Raw genomic sequence first — 16,721 nt, 5'->3', positions numbered from 1 at the left:
AAAATTAGGTGTTTCGCGCGAACGAGGAATTGATGCAAATCAATTTCCGCACCGAAGCACGCCCCGCATCCAAGCCCCACACAGATTCCACACGGACCCCACACGGGCCCCGCGCCGACACTCCACGCCGGCAGAGGGAACAGCGCGGCGCTTTATAACGCCCCAAAACGCTGTGGCAGGACAACGCCGCAACAGGACAAAAGAAAACCGCGTTGCAGACATCTACAACGCGGTTTCTGTGAGGTCTGAAGCGGACATATAGATATGGTATTTTAAAGCCTTTTAGAGATTTTACAACATAAAATAATCATTGATTAACAGTGTATTAAGAACATATAAATAAGTTAAGGATTTTTTGATTCTTTAGAAATCTGTGTGTATATTTGTGTGTAAACAATATTGAGAACCAACGCTACACACAATGGCTTGCAATTTCATCTTAGAGAAAAGAAAAGATAAAAACGGGCAATTAATTACAAGTAAGGTCCCAATCTGTGCTGATATCAATCTCAAAGGGATGAGGATTAGATACGTTACCGGCTATAGAATAGATGCAGACAGATGGAGTGATTCTAAGATTGTGGACGAGAATACAGGGGAAGTTATTCGCACTCAAAAAGTGAAAAGAAACTCCTATGGAACCAAGAACGGCAATTCAGTTGCCTATAATTTCATAAACAACGACCTTGCAATCATTAAATCTACTGTTTTGGAGTTTGAGTCTCAATTAGCCACACAGACTATCACAAGAGACATGGTTATCTCCAAATTAGATGAACGTATCAAAAAAGTCAAAAATACTATTCAAGCTGATGATGATACCTCCTTTTGGGGATTGTTCAGGAAATTTATAGCAACCAATAATGTTGGAAAAGGTCGTATTAAAAGCTATGAGAACACCTTTAATAACTTCCAACATTTTGAGCAATTTGGTTGGCGAAGAAAAATAGAGTTCCCTGATTGCAATGGAAAAATGATGGAAGCATTTGACCTCTTCATGGCGACCGATAACAATGATGACGGCAAATACAATTATATTCCAAAGATAAAAGACAGACCTCGCCCTAAGGGGCACAATACACGCATCCGCAATATGCGTGTTTTATCTGCATTTTTCAGATGGGTCAAGAAGAATTATAAAATCAATATAGCAGCATTGGAGGAATATAAAATAGGGACTGAAATTTATGAAGACCCTTGTTTTTTAACGAAAGAAGAACGCGACAAGATTTTTGAAAGCTCTCCCACTTCAACACGCCTTCAGAAAATACGGGACATGTTTGTTTTCGAGTGCTTTGTAGGAGCGCGTATCTCAGACTTACAGGCTTTAACAAAAGATAATATCTCTGAAGATGGTAACTACATTGAATATATAGCGGACAAGACTATAAAAGAGAATCCACGTATCTGCCGTATTCCATTATCTTTAAAAGCTAAAGAGATTCTAAAACGCTACGATATGCCCGACGGGAAGCTTATGCCACATATCAGCCAACAACAATACAATGATGGCATCAAAGAGCTGCTGAAAAGCTTAGGAATATCCCGTAAGGTAATCATTCTTGATAAACACACCATGACCAAAAAATCTGTTCCCATTCATGAAGTAATCAGCAGCCACAATGCCCGAAAAACCTTCATTGCCTCTCTCAAAAAAGCAGGGAATGACGATTCGGTTATCGCATCCATGTCAGGACACATCAAAGGCTCGAAAGCCTTTGGGCGTTATTATGCGGTCGATGACGAACAGAAAGAAGCCGCTATTAAAGATATCGAATAGAAATACTTTTGCATCTTGTCATTAACACCTCTGATAAATAGACATTTTTTTGTACTAAAATCTTAACTGTGCTAAAATAATATCTGCCACCGTTTCTGATGGCAGATATTTTTGTGATAGATTATCTTTTTATTTTAAAATAGCTTTATCTGCAAATTTATAGAGTTTGCGAATAGTCATGATTGACGTCCCTGTAATGGCGTTAATCTGCCTTAACGATAGCCCTTTTCGCAACAGGGAGATTTCTTTTGCATACTGCGCTTTCATCTGTTCATCTGTTTTCTTATAAGATGATGGGCGCCCCATCTTAATGCCCTCCGCTCGACACTTGGCAATATATTGTTCCCTGCCGCTCTCCATCCGTTCCCGAATAGTCAGACGCTCCATCTGTGCTATCTCCAACAGGATTGTGCAAATCAACGAAGCAATGGGGTTGATTTTCCCGTTGACAATAGTTTCAAGGTTGTAATTCTTGACATATAGGCATATCCCATGCTCATTGAGAAGTTGAATAACTTTCAGAGCTTCGAGTGTATTACGCCCCAAACGGGAAATCTCAAGGACACATACTCGGTCAATCGCGTGTGTCTTGACGTATTCCACCATCTCCATGATTTCGGCGCGTTCCTCATTTTTCTTGGCTCCCGAAACCTTGTTGGCAAAAATGTACTCAATTGACCATCCCTGTTGCCGGCAGCATGCCGTCAACTCATTGACCTGCCTGCTATAATCTTGCGCATTTGTAGAAACACGACAAAGTAGTACGACCTTCATGTTATTGGATGTTATAAAGTCTCTTTACTCGTTTTTCATAATCTGAGGTGTGTTCTACAGCATGGTCAATCACATTAACCAATTGGTCAAAGTATACATCCTCAATAACTCGAATTATGGTCATGGCATTGTCGCGCAGCTCTACGTCAAACAGGTCCTTCCCTTCATTGTACTTGACGAACACCCATCCCCGATGCTTGAATCCGTCCACCTTAAATGCCAACCCTCCATCGTCAGGCAGTGCCGTGGGGCGGTGGAAGCCCCACGAGAACACCACCATCAGTTCCAAGCGCAAAATCGAAAGAATATACTCTGCCATAATTGCCCACTTTAGAAGACCTTGACAATGGATTCCCAACGCAGTGAACGCCACGCGCCTTTCTCAATGTCAAAATAAGCTGTCGTCTTGAATGCCTCTCGGCTGCATCCTCTGCCATTGACATACTTCTCAACCAAGCTCTTTGAAGTCGTTCCCCAAGCCTCGCGTACCTCTCCGTTTTTCTTGATAAAAATGAAGTGAGCGATTCCGTTGCGAAGCTTCTCCTTCAAGTTCTCAACCATCATAGCCTTCGCACCTGCTGCCAAGAGATTCTGCGTGCGGTCTGCTATCACATTCATTCGAACTGCCGTCATTTCGGTAATAATCAAAGCATTCATAGTAGTTGTAAGATTTTTTATTACACGTTAATAATTTCTGCGATACTTCGTCGGGTCCCAATTCCACCCCATCAGTTTGTACAGGCACTCCACTGCGTGAAAATGCGAGCAGCATCCCATGACCTTCTTGCCGTCGATGTCCCAAATCCCCCAACCGCTGCCTGAGCGACTGATGTGATATTTTCTTGCCTGTGCCATAATTGACTTTTGATGTATTGTTTAACCCTTTTCTTGTACTACAAAGATACAATATAAATCAATTACATGCAAATATTTCAACCTTAAAATTGACGTAAAGCGCAATTATTTTATCAAAAAAGCACATCTAATGCACATTTTGCGGCTTTTTTATTAACTTTGTATTTGATGTATATGTCAACTAATTGAAGAGATGGAAACCAAGGTCACAATCACGGATGAATTGCGTGTGAAGGAGCTGCTCAAGGAGCGAGGAATGATGATGAAGGACTTTGCCGAGCAAATCGGCATCAGCCGCGAGACGCTGACCCGCGCCTTGCAGGGCAATCCGCAATATTCAACCCTGAAGACGATAGCCGACGGGCTTGGGCTGTCGGTTCGGGACCTGTTCAAACCGCGTGAGGAGGAGCAGACCCTTCAAGGTGTGATAACCTACAAAGGCGAAGCGTATGTCATCCGCAATCGGCAGGATTTCGACGCCTTGGCCGACCTCATCCGCAACCAAACACAACAGGAATAATGGCAAAGAAGGCATCTTTCTCCTACATACAGGCTGCCGAGGCACTCAAGCAGCTCGTCGGACGCCAACTCCGCGATACGCTCGGTTTTGAACTGCTGCGCATCTTCTGCGGCTACGGCGATGCAAGCATCCGACGCATCGTCGACGGCAAAGGCAACGACGCCAAGGACGGCCGCACGCTGCTCGTCAAGAAAAAACTTGCCTACCGCCCTGTCGAGTCGGGCGACCTGACCGAAGCACTCCACGCCCTGACCTCCGACCCCGCTGTCGCCAAGAAGGAGCCGCGGCTCTACGTGGTCTGCGACGGCACGAACGTCTTGGCCTGCGACCCCAAGGAGGACGACATATACAGCAACACCGTCGACCTGCTGTGGCGCGACTTCGAGTTCTTCAAACCGTTGGCAGGCATCGAAAAGGTCCGATATGCCGAGGAGGCGGAGGCCGACGTCAAATCTGCCGAGATGATGGCGCGTATCTACGACGATATCCGCCGCTACAACGACGTGCACGGCGTGCAGCAAATCCACGCGCTCAACCTCTTCATGTCGCGCCTGCTGTTCTGCTATTTTGCCGAGGACACGGGACTGTTCCCCGACGTGAACCTCTTCACCAACGCACTGAAAACCTGTACCAAGAGTGACGGCACCGACCTCGCCCCCTTCATCGGTCAGCTGTTCGAAGCCATGGCCACCCCCGACAATGCGGCACAGCGCAGCAGCATGCCCGAGGCCGTGCGCCGATTCCCCTATGTCAACGGAGGCCTGTTCCGCGAGCAGACCCCCATCCCCGTGCTGAGCTACAGAACCCGCCTTCTGATGCTCAAGTGCGGCGACTACGATTGGAAACGCATCAACCCCGACATCTTTGGCTCGATGATTCAGGCGGTCGTCACCCCCGACATGCGTGCGGGCTTGGGCATTCATTATACGTCGGTCACCAACATTCAGAAGGTCATCCGCCCGCTCTTCCTCGACGCCCTCGTCGACGAGTACACCAACAGCAAGGACAACCCCAAACGGCTGAATCAGCTGCTCGTGCGGCTGTCGAAAATCAAGTTCTTCGACCCTGCCTGCGGTTCGGGCAATTTCCTCATCATCGCCTACAAATCCATCCGAGCACTTGAGATTCGGATATGGGACCGCCTGCGGGAACTCTCGGGCGGTCAGGGCATCATGCCCTTCTCGAACATCAGGCTGACGCAGTTCTTCGGCATCGAAATCGACGAATATGCCTGCGATACGGCACGGCTGTCGCTGTGGTTGGCGGAGCATCAGATGAACAATGCGTTCTACGAGGCGTTCGGCTCACGCCCCAATCCGCTGCCGCTTCATCAGAATGGCAATGTGGTGTGCGGCAATGCCTGCCGCATGGATTGGGCTGAGGTCTGCCTCCACACGGCAGAGGAGGAGGTCTATGTGATGGGCAATCCGCCGTATTTGGGAAGCAAGTTGCAAAGTCCCGAGCAAAAGGAGGATTTGCGGATAGCCATGCCCACCCTCAAGGAGAACAGGAGCATGGATTATATCTCGGCTTGGTTTTGGAAGGGTGCCCACTATATCAAGGGAACACACGCCCGTTATGCCTTCGTAACCACCAACTCCCTGTGTCAGGGCGAACAGGTCGGCATGTTGTGGGGGCATATCTTCGATTTGGGCCTCACCATCTTCTTTGCCCACACCTCGTTCAAATGGTCCAACAACGCCAAGCACAATGCGGGGGTAACCTGTGCAATCGTTGGGGTGGCATCGCAATATACGGGGCTTCGGAAGCTGTACAATGAACGGGAGATTCGCCTTGTGCAGAACATCAACCCCTATCTGAGCGAGGGCGCCAATCTGATTGTCCGCAAGAACTACACTCCCCCGACAGGCCTTCCCAAGATGAACTTCGGTTGCATGCCCTATGATGGAGGGAACTTGCTGATGACGGAGCAGGAAAACGAGGAGTTTTGTGCCCTGTACCCCCAAGACGTCGATTTGGTCAAACGCCTGTGCGGCTCCTACGAGTTCATCAACAAAGTAAATAGATACTGCTTTTGGATTGATGATGCCGACCTTCCCCGCGCGCTTGCAAACCCGTATATCGCGGCACGGATTGAGCGGACCAAACAAGTGCGGTTGAAAAGCAAGGACAAGGCAGGACGGGAGTTGGCAAAACGCCCCTATCAGTTCAGAGAATTTTTCAATATAGAGAGTAATACGATTATTGTTCCTGCGCACTCTTCTGAAAATAGGGATTACATCCCTATCGGTTTTTTTGAGAAAAACGAACAAGTTGTTATTCCTAATTCAGCACTTGCCGTTTACGATGCGGAATTATGGCTTTTTGGGGTGCTGACCTCCAAGATGCACAATATATGGGTGCGGGCTGTCGGGGGCAGATTGAAAACGGATTACCGCTATTCGGCAACCCTGTGTTACAACACCTTCCCGTTCCCGAAGATTTCAGCCGAGCAGAAGAATGAGTTGAACGCCCTTGCACGGGAGGTATTGGGCGCACGCGCCGAACATACGGAGATGACATTGGGCGAGATGTACAATCCCGAGACGATGCCCGTAGACCTGCGTTTGGCGCATCAGGCGTTGGATGTCGCCGTTGAGCGCTGCTACCGCCCCGAGCCCTTCCTTTCGGACGAAGAGCGGCTCGAATACCTCTTCAAACTCTATGAACGGATGACTAAAAAGAAGTAACCGATGGCAGAACTGTATCACTATACGACGGGAGCGGGATTGCTTGGCATGCTCAAAGATTATGATGCAGAGAAAAATCCCAACCTGACCATGTGGGCAACGCATTACGCCTACATGAATGACCCCACGGAATTGGAATTTGGAATAGAAATATGTTTACCCCTTATCAAAGAGATTGAGGAGGAAGATGGCGTTCCTGAAGACGAGAAAATATATCCCTTCTTAAAAGAAGCCAAAGAGCTCCCTAAATATTGGGGTATATTGGAATTTAAGCATTGGGAATTTCAAGGTGTTCTTAATCCGTGTATGATTTCTTTCTCCCAAGCGAAGGATTCTTTGCATATGTGGAATATGTATGGACAAAACGGGAATGGATTAGCGCTATGCTTTGATATGAATAGCATGAGGGGATTTAAAACTGATTATTCATTTGATTCATGCATTTATATTAGCAATAATATTCCAAAAGACCACAAAGAAAAGCTGAAACAAAAGATACGAGTTTTTTACAAAAACAAATGCGACCTTTTTCGTGGAATGAGGAGTTCTCTTGAAATGAATGAGAAATATAAGATAGGATTAACCTTTATGGTTGCTCCTTTTATTTACGCAGGGGTAGCCTCTTATCTGAAACACGAAGCATACAAGGATGAGCAAGAATTTAGAATGCTTGTCAATGAAAGGGCTAACTTTCGATTCAGGGAGCGCAATGGTGAAATTATACCCTACAGAGAAGAAAAAATACCATTTGAATACCTGCGGAATATTTTTGTAGGTCCTACTCGCGACTTTGAGCGAACCCGCAACTCCATTTTATTACTGTTGGGGCAAAAAGGTATATTTTGGTCTCCCGATAAAATCATTAAATCCAACGTTCCGTATAGAGGATAAATATTATGGAAAATAAATCTTTTATTCTGTCAATAGTTGCACTCGCAGTTTCTATTGTAACACTTGCCGTTATATTTTTCCGAGTTACTCCCAATAGTGTCATAGACTTGGGAACCTTCATTGGTGTAATGACTGCGCTTATTGGCATCAGCATTACTTTCTTGGTTGGCTATCAAATTTACAATGCCATAGAAATACGCCAGAAATTGGCGGAGGTAGATAGGCTCAAAAGTGAATTGGAGAGCGCAAATAATAATCTTGCACTCTTGAAATCAGATGTATATGAAGGTGTATATAGCTTGGCAGCATCAACTGCGACAAAATCACTGAAAGATGCCAGCAATGCTTTTCCCAATGAATTAATAGCTACAAGCTATACTTTAGATTTAGTGCATAGTAAGGATGATTGCATCAGAACGATATATGACCTTGAGAAATATTTATTGCTTGTAAATCATAAAACAATAAAACCGGAAGATGTTCCAATTTATATGGAATGTTGTAATCTATTTATTAAAGATATAAAATCACACAAAAACTATTCGTATATCAAGGATGAGTTTCAAAGAATAATTAAAGCCTTTTATGCGAGGATGGAAAAGATAATAGCAGGGAAAGAGGTGTCAACAGATAATGTTTATGCAGATATAGATTAGCCATGGAAAAACTTGTCAATATATCCTACAACCAAACGGGGGCTTCAACCAATGTCGATGCCATGGGTATGCGCGAAATGCAGCGCATGGTCTATGAACAGCGCAACCGAAAGTATCTGCTCGTGAAGGCTCCGCCCGCTTCGGGCAAAAGCCGCGCCTTGATGTTTGTCGCGTTGGACAAGTTGGCCAACCAAGGCATACGGAAGGTGATTGTCGCCGTCCCCGAAAAATCCATCGGGCGGTCGTTCAGAAGCACGGAACTCAAACGGTACGGGTTCTTCGACGATTGGCAGGTGTCGGACTACTTCAACCTGTGCAGCGGCAGCGACGACAGCCGCAAATCCGCCCGCTTCAAGGAGTTTCTCCGCAGCAGCCCCAACCGAATACTTGTCTGCACCCATGCCACGCTGCGCAATGCCCTGAAAGAGGTCAGGGATGAGGAGTTGAACGACTGTTTCTTCGGCATCGACGAGTTCCACCACGGTTCGGCGGATGCCTACAACGATTTGGGCGAACTGATACGTCGGTTAATCACCTCCACCTCGGCGCATATCATGGCGATGACGGGCTCCTACTTCCGCGGGGACCAAATGCCGATTCTGCGTCCCGAGGACGAGCAGCTCTTCATGCCGTCGGTGAACTACGACTACTACCGTCAGCTGAACGGGTACAAGTATCTCAAGAGTTTGGGATTGGGGTATCAGTTCTATACGGGGAAGTTCATCACGGCAATTCCCGAGGCATTGGATACGACCAAAAAGACGTTGATTCACATTCCGCCCGTACAGGGCAGGGAGTCCTACGCCAAGAAGTACGACATCGTTGCCGACATCATAGCCGAGATTGGCGAGGTGGTCGATGAGGATGCGGAGCACTTCATCAAGATAGTGCGCACGCCCGACGGCAGACTCCTCAAGGTGGGCGATTTGGTCGAGGATAACGTGGCTCAGCGGGCTGCGCTGCAAAGTTACCTGCAGCGGATGGACCGCAAGGATGCGCTTGATATTCTGATAGCGTTGGGTACGGCCAAGGAGGGGTTCGATTGGCAGTGGTGCGAGGTCTGCCTGACGATTGGAATGCGCGCCTCCATGACCGAGGTCGTGCAGATTATCGGTCGCTGCACCCGTGACTGCGAGGGTAAAACGCATGCGCAGTTCATCAACCTCGTGCCGTGTCCCGATGCGGCGCAGGAGGAGGTCAGCGTGGCGGTGAACAACATGCTGAAGGCGATAGCCGTTTCGCTGCTGATGGAGCAGGTGATGGCACCCAAGTGGGATTTCCGCACCAAGCGCGATGACGACGAGGAGGTGGTGGACCGCAAGAACCGCGTACTTCACGTAAAGGGGTTGGCTGAGCCCACGGAGCGGGCCAAAGCCATCATCGAGAACGACATTACGGAGTTGAAGGCAACGGTGCTTTCGAGCGATATCCTGAAGCAGGCGATGGCAAACGATGCGATTGCCGAGGTGATTACGCAGAGCCTGATACCCAAGGTCATTCAGGAGAAATATCCCACGCTTACGGAACAGGAGGTGGAATGCGTGCGTCAGCAGTTGGTGCTCTCGATTGCAACGCAGGGAGCCGAAGTTACGGTCGACGAACACGGGCGCGAGTTTATCAACATAGCCAACAAATTCTGTGATAAGGGCGTTGAATTGAGCAAACTGTCCATCAATCTGATTGACAGCATCAACCCCTTCCAACGGGCATACGAAATCATGGCAAAGTCGCTGACTCCCGAGGTCCTGCGCGCCATTCAGTTCAGCATTGAGGAGCAGCGTTCGGACATGAGCATCGAGGAGGCAGTGCTTCTTCTGAAAAATTATCTGCCCAAGTATAAGGAGGAGCATCACGGTGCAATCCCCACGTTGAGCGATACGGAACCTTTGGCCAAGAGGATTGCCTTGGCGATTGATTTTGTGGCGAAAAAGAAGCGCGAATACTTACAGACGGGCAAGCTATGAATTGGAATGAGGAGCTGTTGAAACTCTTCGATACGGAGGAGTTCGCCGATGTAAAGGCCCCTGTGCAGAAGAAGACCTCGAGCGACCGTCTTGTCAACTCGTTCTTGGAGGTGGTCTCTTTTGTCGAGGCAAACAATCGTGAGCCGCAGGAAGACGGCACTATCAATGAAATGACCTTGGCAAGGACTCTGAGCTCCATCCGCAAGGACGAGAAGAAGCGCGCCAAATGTCTGCCTTATGATTCTTTGGGACTGTTGCAGGAGAAGGAGAAGTCCATCGATGAGCAGTTGATGGATTTGTTCAAAGACCCGATGTATGATACTCCGTCGGAGGTGCAAAGTATCTTTGAAGTCCCCGAGTACATGAAGAAGGCGTCCATTGAACGCCCCGATTACATTGCTCAACGGGTCGTATGCAAGGATTTCGAAGAGAAGTATGCTGCGGGGTTCAGGGCGGTTCATGCCAAGCTGAAAGACGGGCGTTACAAGTTGGTCAAGTTCAAGGATGAGCATCTCCGAGCGGGTGCCTATTTCGTTGTGGACAATATTCTTGTCCTCTTGGCCAAGATTGAAGGCGTAACGAGAAAGAAAGACTACAAGTTGGATGGCAGGACGTTGTGCATCTATGAAAACGGCTTGCAGTCCGATGTCCTGCTCCAAAGTTTGGCAAAGGCAATCTACACGGACGGATATTCCGTGCGGGACATGACGCTGTCGGATGATGACCTCCTGAAAAAGCGATTCACCGTTACCGAAAATGACATACCGAGCGGGCATATCTATGTGTTGCGTTCAAAATCGACAGACCCCGAGATAGCGTCCATCAAAGACCTGTACAAGATTGGATTCACAACTCAAACAGTCGAGGAGCGAATAGCCAACGCCAAGAATGATGCGACTTACCTGTTTGCCGATGTGGAGGTCGTCGCGTCGTGGCAAGTGTTCAATGTCAAGGCGGTGGCATTTGAGAATCTGATTCACAAATTGTTCAGCCATGTACAACTGAAACTTTCTGCAGGAGATTCCAATCCGAAGGAGTGGTTCATTGTCCCGCTACCGATTATCGAGCAGGCAGTGAATTATATCATCAATGGTCAGCCGATTGCCTACGATGCGCAGTTGAAGCAGATTGTGTTGTTATAAAAAATAACATAGTACAAAAATATCTGCCACCCGCTGGATGGCAGATATTATTTTTGTAAATTTAGACATTTAATGCATCTTGCCGAGATTGGAATCAACATTATGCCACGTAAAAATACCATCAAATATAACCCATCATTGTCAATTACGGAAAATGCCCGTCGTAATGGAGTATCTGAGGCAGGGATACGCTATTACATTAAAGCCAACAATATAGACAGACGCTATGAATTAAAAATCCAAATTGTAGAAAAGCTACGTCAAACACTTAGCAGCAATCCCAATATGACTATCGTGCAGATTGCGCAAAAAACGCATTTTTCAAAGAATACGGTTTGTAAATATTTACCCTATGCGCGAGAAGAAAAACACATCCCACGAATTGATAGTAAACAACTATCAAAACATGACCTGAGACAACTTCAGGATTATTATGCAACTGCACCTAATGTAACACGGGATATTTTACGGGAAGAGCAATTCACAAGTCCTGTTCTCGAACCGTGCTGCGGAGGTGGTTTTATGGCAGAAGAGATAAAGAAGGCAGGATATGAAGTTGACTCTTTTGATATCATTGACAGGGGATATGGAATAGGCGGTATTGATTTTCTCAAGCACAATTGGGAGATAGGGAAGTATGATATCATAACAAATCCTCCCTATACACTTTTTATTCCGATGTTGGAACAGGCAATGCGCATCTACAAAGACAAGATTGCCATGCTCCTACCCTTACGTTACCTCTCTTCAAAACCCCGATATGCTATCTTCAAGAAATACCCTCCTTCAAAAGTGTATGTGTACATCGAGCGTATCTGCATTGCCAAAAATGGCAGATTCGAAGCGTATGAAAGTGGTATGAATCTTGAAATTTACGCATGGTACGTATGGGAGAAAGGGAGCACGGGAAATACCGTTCTGAAGTGGATTCACAACATGAAATGATGATTTTACAGGAGACTTACCCGATTTTATGTTCAAAAAAATACAGCGGGTAATCCAAATGATAATCAATGTATCCTTGGTCTCGGATAACAGTCAGGATTTTCCCCAAAGCATTCTCTCCTGACAGCGTATAATGACAATGTTCCAATAGCGCCTGCTCATATACATCCTGCACCTTTTCCACTATTGCTTCCCACTTTTTCAGTTTCTGTTCCTGCCGCTTTTGAGCTGATTCTGTCCGAGGCTTTTTTAACGCAGCCTCCTTCTTCTTTCCTTTATTCAGGTTTTCTGTAATAAATTGCTGAACGCTCTTTCTTGTTTGCTTGATTAAATCACGTTTTTGCAGGTCCTGACATCCCCATCTCAAGGCGGAATCTGAAGTGTTCTGCATCGTCGTATCTTCAACAATGATTTTCCCCTTTGTCTTATTGAGTAGGGTCCTGAATCCTTCGTTTTGTTGATACTTAAGATTGATAATATATTTCATTACCTCAATATCAAAATAGTTATCTCGCCATTGGGGGTACCGGTATGGTTCATATTCCTTAGAGTTAATGAATATCTTTTTGCACCACATTGCGTTTTCATATTCTAAAATCTCTTTTTGTAAATCAGGATGCCCCGAAAAACGCAAGGCAATGAACAAATGCTCTGACGTGTAACAATGATGCCCGAACAAATCAACAGGGTAAGCAGTACTCATATTTGAGAAGGCTCCATACTTACCCGACAGCTTCGAGAAGGGTATTATATCCGCAGCCTTGTAATGCTCCGTGCGCCCAAAGACTATGCGATAAGGATTATAATCAGAGACTATCTCATCGGGAGTTGTGTACAACTCCCGAATGGGCATATTCAACACCCTTGACATATTCTCCAACTGCTTTTTACTGACATTCTCTCCCCTTAAAACATGATAACAATGTTCACGGGTAATGCCAAGCATCTCTGCAAATTGTCTTACAGATATATTTCTCTGATTTATAATTTGTTTAACTCTTAATTCATTCATATAATTTTATTTTTCATAAATGTAATAATTTTTATTACAATACATATCTTTTAATTAATAAAATTACATGAATAAAATTGCATGACTATTCTTGTAATTATTTTTCTGATTTATAGAAAAATAAGCCAAAAATAGATGCAGTGGCAGGGGTGGTTGTTATATTGTCCTGTCACTGCATAAAATGTCTCGCCAATCAAGTTTAGTTCTTCCTTTAGTAAATCTCACAACTGAGGCGAGATGATGGTAGAACATATTGGTCAGGAAGTCTTTATCAAAAATCAAATCAACAGATTGGACCATATGCACCGCAGAGCAGTAGGTTCTGATTTCATCTGCATTTAGGTGAACTTCAAGTCTATGTAGAGACTTTGGATTATTGTAAAAGTCCAAAATATATTGTTTGTGGCTTTCTGTCTCCACCTCCGTTTTCTTGTCATAACAACACACACAAATGCCTTTGGTTTTGTCATGCAACGCCTTCTTTTGCTTAGCATAAAAGGTCGGATTCCTAAGACGTTCGAGACTAACCGAATAGTCAATATGAAATTCAGGAATAATTTGTTTTCTGTTCTTGACAGCCTTCCCATTCACAATCGTTGTAATCTGCTCGTTCTTGTATAATCTTCGTATGATATTGACTATATTTTTTCTAAAATCCTTGGTCAAATCAATCGCCGTAATATTGTTGAAATGCAGATTCAATTGGCGGGGAATATCAAGAGTAGTACGGAACTGTTCACCATCGTATAAAACTCTATTTTCAAATTTGAACCATACGTAGCAGGTATTTACATCACCATACTGTCCAAAGTATAAACTCCCCACTTGATGTTTATCATTATCGAACACCCGAAACAAATAGCGGAAGTGCTGTCCGACAATGCGAATCATAGAAAAATTTGTGAAATCAATATGTCCCCCAAAAGTCACAGAACTCAGATTGTCAAGCAATGAAGGCTCCGCAATGTAGCAGAGCCTCAACTCATCAATAATCGTTGTACCTAACTTACATGATGCCATCCGCTTTATCAGATTCTACACTCTTATTTTTGGATGGCACATTCTGCCAATAGGCTTTCAAACCTTGAGAAATGTGTTGTGTGTGGTTGTAACTTTTACTTCTCCCTTTTAGCGATTGGCTTATTTTCTTTTTCGTTTCGTCATCCAACTCTCTGTATTGACGTTTGTAGTTTTTATTCATACTTATTTATTTTTTATAATTATTAAATCTTTCTATATAAATAATAAATAGTATGAATGCTTAAAAAGTCAAGAGTGAAAGGCAAGAAAAGTTGATTTTATTTTTTATAAAAATATGTCTGCGCGATATACAAACAACAGTACCCCCATCTAGCATACCTATCTCTGATAGATTTAGTTAAGGGCGCTTATACACGTTAACACACTATATATCAACATATATGTCAGATTGAGATGGAGCCTGTTTTGCAATCCAATCTATATTGGATACGTGTCTAATTATTAAAAAAATATATAAACAATTTGTTTTTTAATTTTAAAAAACATATAATTACACAACCTCGATGGGTACTCTGACCTGCTGAAAAAGAGGGCAAGCGTTGCTTGAGCGAATAGAAATAAGAAGAAAAATGATTTATCTATAAATGCTAAATTTCAATGTTGATGTAAATGGATTAGAAGATTTAATCAGAAAAGTCGTAGCCGAAGAGGTTGCTAAAATCACAATTAACAAGGAGAATAATAATTTGAAGTTCATTCGAGGAATCAACGGATTGGCAGAATATTTGGGTATCAGCAGAAGTAAAGCCCAAAAGCTGAAGAACGAAAACGCCATTCCCTTTGTCCAAGATGGGCGCATGATTCTATTTGATTCCCGTAAAGTCGATGAGGCATTAATTAAGAAAACACCCCATTACCACTAATAGATAAATTGTGAAATCCGTGTGTATATCTGTGTGTAAAAGAAAAATTGCCATCGTAAACTATTGATTTACAATGGCAATTTCTACAAATCTGAGGTCTGAAGCGGACGCCATAAATTTTAATCAAATTTTACCGATTTTAATTTTATTTTATCTATATATCAATATTTTACAGCTGTTTTTCATCAACTGCGAGGTCTGGAAGTTTTCGAAAATTCGGCCGATGCCGTACAAATGCCGTACAAATTTTCTATCTTTGTCCCGAAGATAAAACCCAACCGTATGGCTACTTTCTCCTACCGCATCCGCACAACCCGCAAAGGAATTCTGACCAAGGTCCTCATCCGATTCAACGTCGACCGGCACACCTCGTTCTATACCGACACCCAGTATCTGGTGCTCTCCGACGCCTGGGATGATAAAAAGCAGACGGTCAAAAGCCGCTTCACCTTTACCGATGACTTCACCGAGCAGCAGGGGCGCGAGCTGACCAAGAATCTCTCTGAACTGCGCAGCCACATCCTCGGAGAGATTGCCAAGGATCCCGAGCACGCAATGACGAAGACGCGGCTGGAGAAGATCATCTACAGCTTCCACCACCCGCGCAGCCTCACCACCGGCCGCCGCGTCCGCAGCCGCGAATCACTCGGCGACTACATCGCCCGCTTCACGCGCGAGATGGAGGAGGGCACCCGGCTGAACATCCACAAACTCCGCTACGGCCCCTCGACCATCAAGAACTACAAGGGGTTCGTCGTGCAGTTCGACGAGTACTGCAAGGCCCGGCGCAAGCAGTTCGACTTTGCCGACATCGACCTGAAGTTTTACGACGACTTCGTCGCCTGGTTCACCGCCAAGAACTACTCCGTCAATACGATCGGCCGCCACGTCAAGGAGCTGAAGATCATCATGCGCGCGGCCCGCGAGGAGGGTCTGCACGACAACGGGGCGATCGAGAGCCGCAAGTTCCGCGTGCTGACGGCCGACGTGGAGAACATCTATCTGACGGAGTCGGAGATCCGGGCCATCGCCGCGCTCGACCTCTCGAAAAACCGGCACAAGGAGGTTGCCCGCGACATCTTCCTGGTGGGGTGCTACACGGCACAGCGCTTCAGCGACTACTCGACCATCAACGAAGGCAACATCCGCACGCTGGAGAACGGGCAGCAGGTCATCGACCTCAAGCAGCAGAAGACCGGCAACCACGTCGTCATTCCGGTCCGGCCCGAGCTGCAGGCCATCCTGGAGAAGTACGACAACCGGCTGCCAAGAACCTACGAGCAGAAGGTGAACCACCTCATCAAGGAGATTGCGCGCGAGGCGGGCATCACGGAAAAGGTCGAGGTCTCCTACATCGAGAATGGCGAGAAGAAGAGCCGGCTGGTCGAGAAGTGCGAGCTGGTGAAGACCCACACGGCACGCCGCAGCGGCGCAACGAACATGTACCTGGCGGGGATCCCGACCATCGCCATCATGAAGATCACGGGCCACAAGACCGAACGGGAGTTTATGAAATACATCAAGATCACTGAGGAGCAGACCGCCCTAGAGCTGATGAGCCACCCCTATTTCAGAAAAAAATAAACCA

Annotated in this window: 16 protein-coding genes; 10 read left to right on the top strand and 6 right to left on the bottom strand. The window is 45.8% G+C overall.

From position 1 onward, the window contains the following. Positions 1 to 421: 421 nt before the first annotated feature. Positions 422 to 1,780: a tyrosine-type recombinase/integrase gene (locus B5F90_RS06485; RefSeq protein ID WP_087361987.1), complete on the top strand. Its 1,359-nt coding sequence runs from the start codon at positions 422 to 424 to the stop codon at positions 1,778 to 1,780. A gap of 129 nt (positions 1,781 to 1,909) precedes the next feature. Here B5F90_RS06485 and B5F90_RS06480 read toward each other — a convergent pair whose 3' ends face one another. Genes B5F90_RS06480 through B5F90_RS06470 form a run of 3 tightly spaced genes read right to left on the bottom strand, consistent with a single transcriptional unit; the run spans position 1,910 to position 3,211 of the window. Next, positions 1,910 to 2,554 (bottom strand): recombinase family protein, encoded by a 645-nt coding sequence (locus B5F90_RS06480; protein WP_087361986.1) that lies wholly within the window; start codon positions 2,552 to 2,554, stop codon positions 1,910 to 1,912. Position 2,555: 1 nt separating this feature from the next. Then, entirely contained in the window at positions 2,556 to 2,873 is a 318-nt protein-coding gene (locus tag B5F90_RS06475; protein WP_087361985.1) for a hypothetical protein, read from the bottom strand. A gap of 11 nt (positions 2,874 to 2,884) precedes the next feature. Beyond that, the gene (locus tag B5F90_RS06470; RefSeq protein ID WP_087361984.1) at positions 2,885 to 3,211 is read right to left on the bottom strand and encodes an SH3 beta-barrel fold-containing protein; all 327 of its coding nucleotides are present in this window, start codon (positions 3,209 to 3,211) and stop codon (positions 2,885 to 2,887) included. Between the two features lie 391 nt (positions 3,212 to 3,602). On the opposite strand from B5F90_RS06470, the gene B5F90_RS06465 reads away from it, so the two are divergent. The 7 genes from B5F90_RS06465 to B5F90_RS10820 all read left to right on the top strand — a co-directional run bounded on the left by B5F90_RS06465 (position 3,603) and on the right by B5F90_RS10820 (position 12,217). Then, positions 3,603 to 3,929 carry a helix-turn-helix transcriptional regulator gene (locus B5F90_RS06465; RefSeq protein WP_087361983.1) on the top strand — a complete coding sequence of 109 codons (327 nt, stop codon included), beginning with the start codon at positions 3,603 to 3,605 and terminating at the stop codon, positions 3,927 to 3,929. Then, the gene (locus tag B5F90_RS06460) at positions 3,929 to 6,619 is read left to right on the top strand and encodes a DNA methyltransferase (RefSeq protein WP_087361982.1); all 2,691 of its coding nucleotides are present in this window, start codon (positions 3,929 to 3,931) and stop codon (positions 6,617 to 6,619) included. Before B5F90_RS06465 ends, B5F90_RS06460 begins: the two co-directional genes overlap by 1 nt. Before the next feature lie 3 nt (positions 6,620 to 6,622). After that, positions 6,623 to 7,510 (top strand): DUF2971 domain-containing protein, encoded by an 888-nt coding sequence (locus tag B5F90_RS06455; RefSeq protein WP_087361981.1) that lies wholly within the window; start codon positions 6,623 to 6,625, stop codon positions 7,508 to 7,510. Between the two features lie 5 nt (positions 7,511 to 7,515). After that, positions 7,516 to 8,166: a hypothetical protein gene (locus B5F90_RS06450; protein WP_143256119.1), complete on the top strand. Its 651-nt coding sequence runs from the start codon at positions 7,516 to 7,518 to the stop codon at positions 8,164 to 8,166. Positions 8,167 to 8,168: 2 nt separating this feature from the next. After that, entirely contained in the window at positions 8,169 to 10,130 is a 1,962-nt protein-coding gene (locus B5F90_RS06445) for a DEAD/DEAH box helicase (RefSeq protein ID WP_087361979.1), read from the top strand. Next, positions 10,127 to 11,272 carry a GIY-YIG nuclease family protein gene (locus tag B5F90_RS06440; protein ID WP_087361978.1) on the top strand — a complete coding sequence of 382 codons (1,146 nt, stop codon included), beginning with the start codon at positions 10,127 to 10,129 and terminating at the stop codon, positions 11,270 to 11,272. Before B5F90_RS06445 ends, B5F90_RS06440 begins: the two co-directional genes overlap by 4 nt. 72 nt (positions 11,273 to 11,344) lie before the next feature. Next, on the top strand, positions 11,345 to 12,217 hold the full coding sequence (locus B5F90_RS10820) for a hypothetical protein (protein WP_143256118.1): 873 nt from the start codon (positions 11,345 to 11,347) through the stop codon (positions 12,215 to 12,217). 16 nt (positions 12,218 to 12,233) lie between these two features. Here B5F90_RS10820 and B5F90_RS06430 read toward each other — a convergent pair whose 3' ends face one another. The 3 genes from B5F90_RS06430 to B5F90_RS06420 form a co-directional block, all read right to left on the bottom strand. Next, a complete protein-coding gene (locus tag B5F90_RS06430; protein ID WP_087361976.1) occupies positions 12,234 to 13,229 on the bottom strand; it encodes an NADAR domain-containing protein in 996 nt (331 codons plus the stop codon). A 156-nt stretch (positions 13,230 to 13,385) separates the two neighbouring features. Then, complete coding sequence (locus tag B5F90_RS06425; RefSeq protein ID WP_143256117.1) at positions 13,386 to 14,249, bottom strand: hypothetical protein; 864 nt, start codon at positions 14,247 to 14,249, stop codon at positions 13,386 to 13,388. Further along, entirely contained in the window at positions 14,236 to 14,430 is a 195-nt protein-coding gene (locus B5F90_RS06420; RefSeq protein WP_087361974.1) for a hypothetical protein, read from the bottom strand. Before B5F90_RS06420 ends, B5F90_RS06425 begins: the two co-directional genes overlap by 14 nt. 424 nt (positions 14,431 to 14,854) lie before the next feature. Between B5F90_RS06420 and B5F90_RS06415 the strand changes: the two genes are divergently transcribed. Both B5F90_RS06415 and B5F90_RS06410 read left to right on the top strand, forming a co-directional pair. Beyond that, positions 14,855 to 15,133, top strand: a complete 279-nt coding sequence (locus tag B5F90_RS06415; RefSeq protein WP_087361973.1) for a DUF3853 family protein — start codon at positions 14,855 to 14,857, stop codon at positions 15,131 to 15,133. A gap of 282 nt (positions 15,134 to 15,415) precedes the next feature. Continuing rightward, the gene (locus B5F90_RS06410; protein ID WP_087361972.1) at positions 15,416 to 16,717 is read left to right on the top strand and encodes a site-specific integrase; all 1,302 of its coding nucleotides are present in this window, start codon (positions 15,416 to 15,418) and stop codon (positions 16,715 to 16,717) included. The last annotated feature ends 4 nt before the right edge of the window (positions 16,718 to 16,721 follow it).

The organism is Alistipes sp. An31A (assembly GCF_002159425.1).
In the GTDB taxonomy this organism is placed as follows: domain Bacteria; phylum Bacteroidota; class Bacteroidia; order Bacteroidales; family Rikenellaceae; genus Alistipes; species Alistipes excrementigallinarum.
This window is presented reverse-complemented; position numbering and strand designations above follow the sequence as displayed.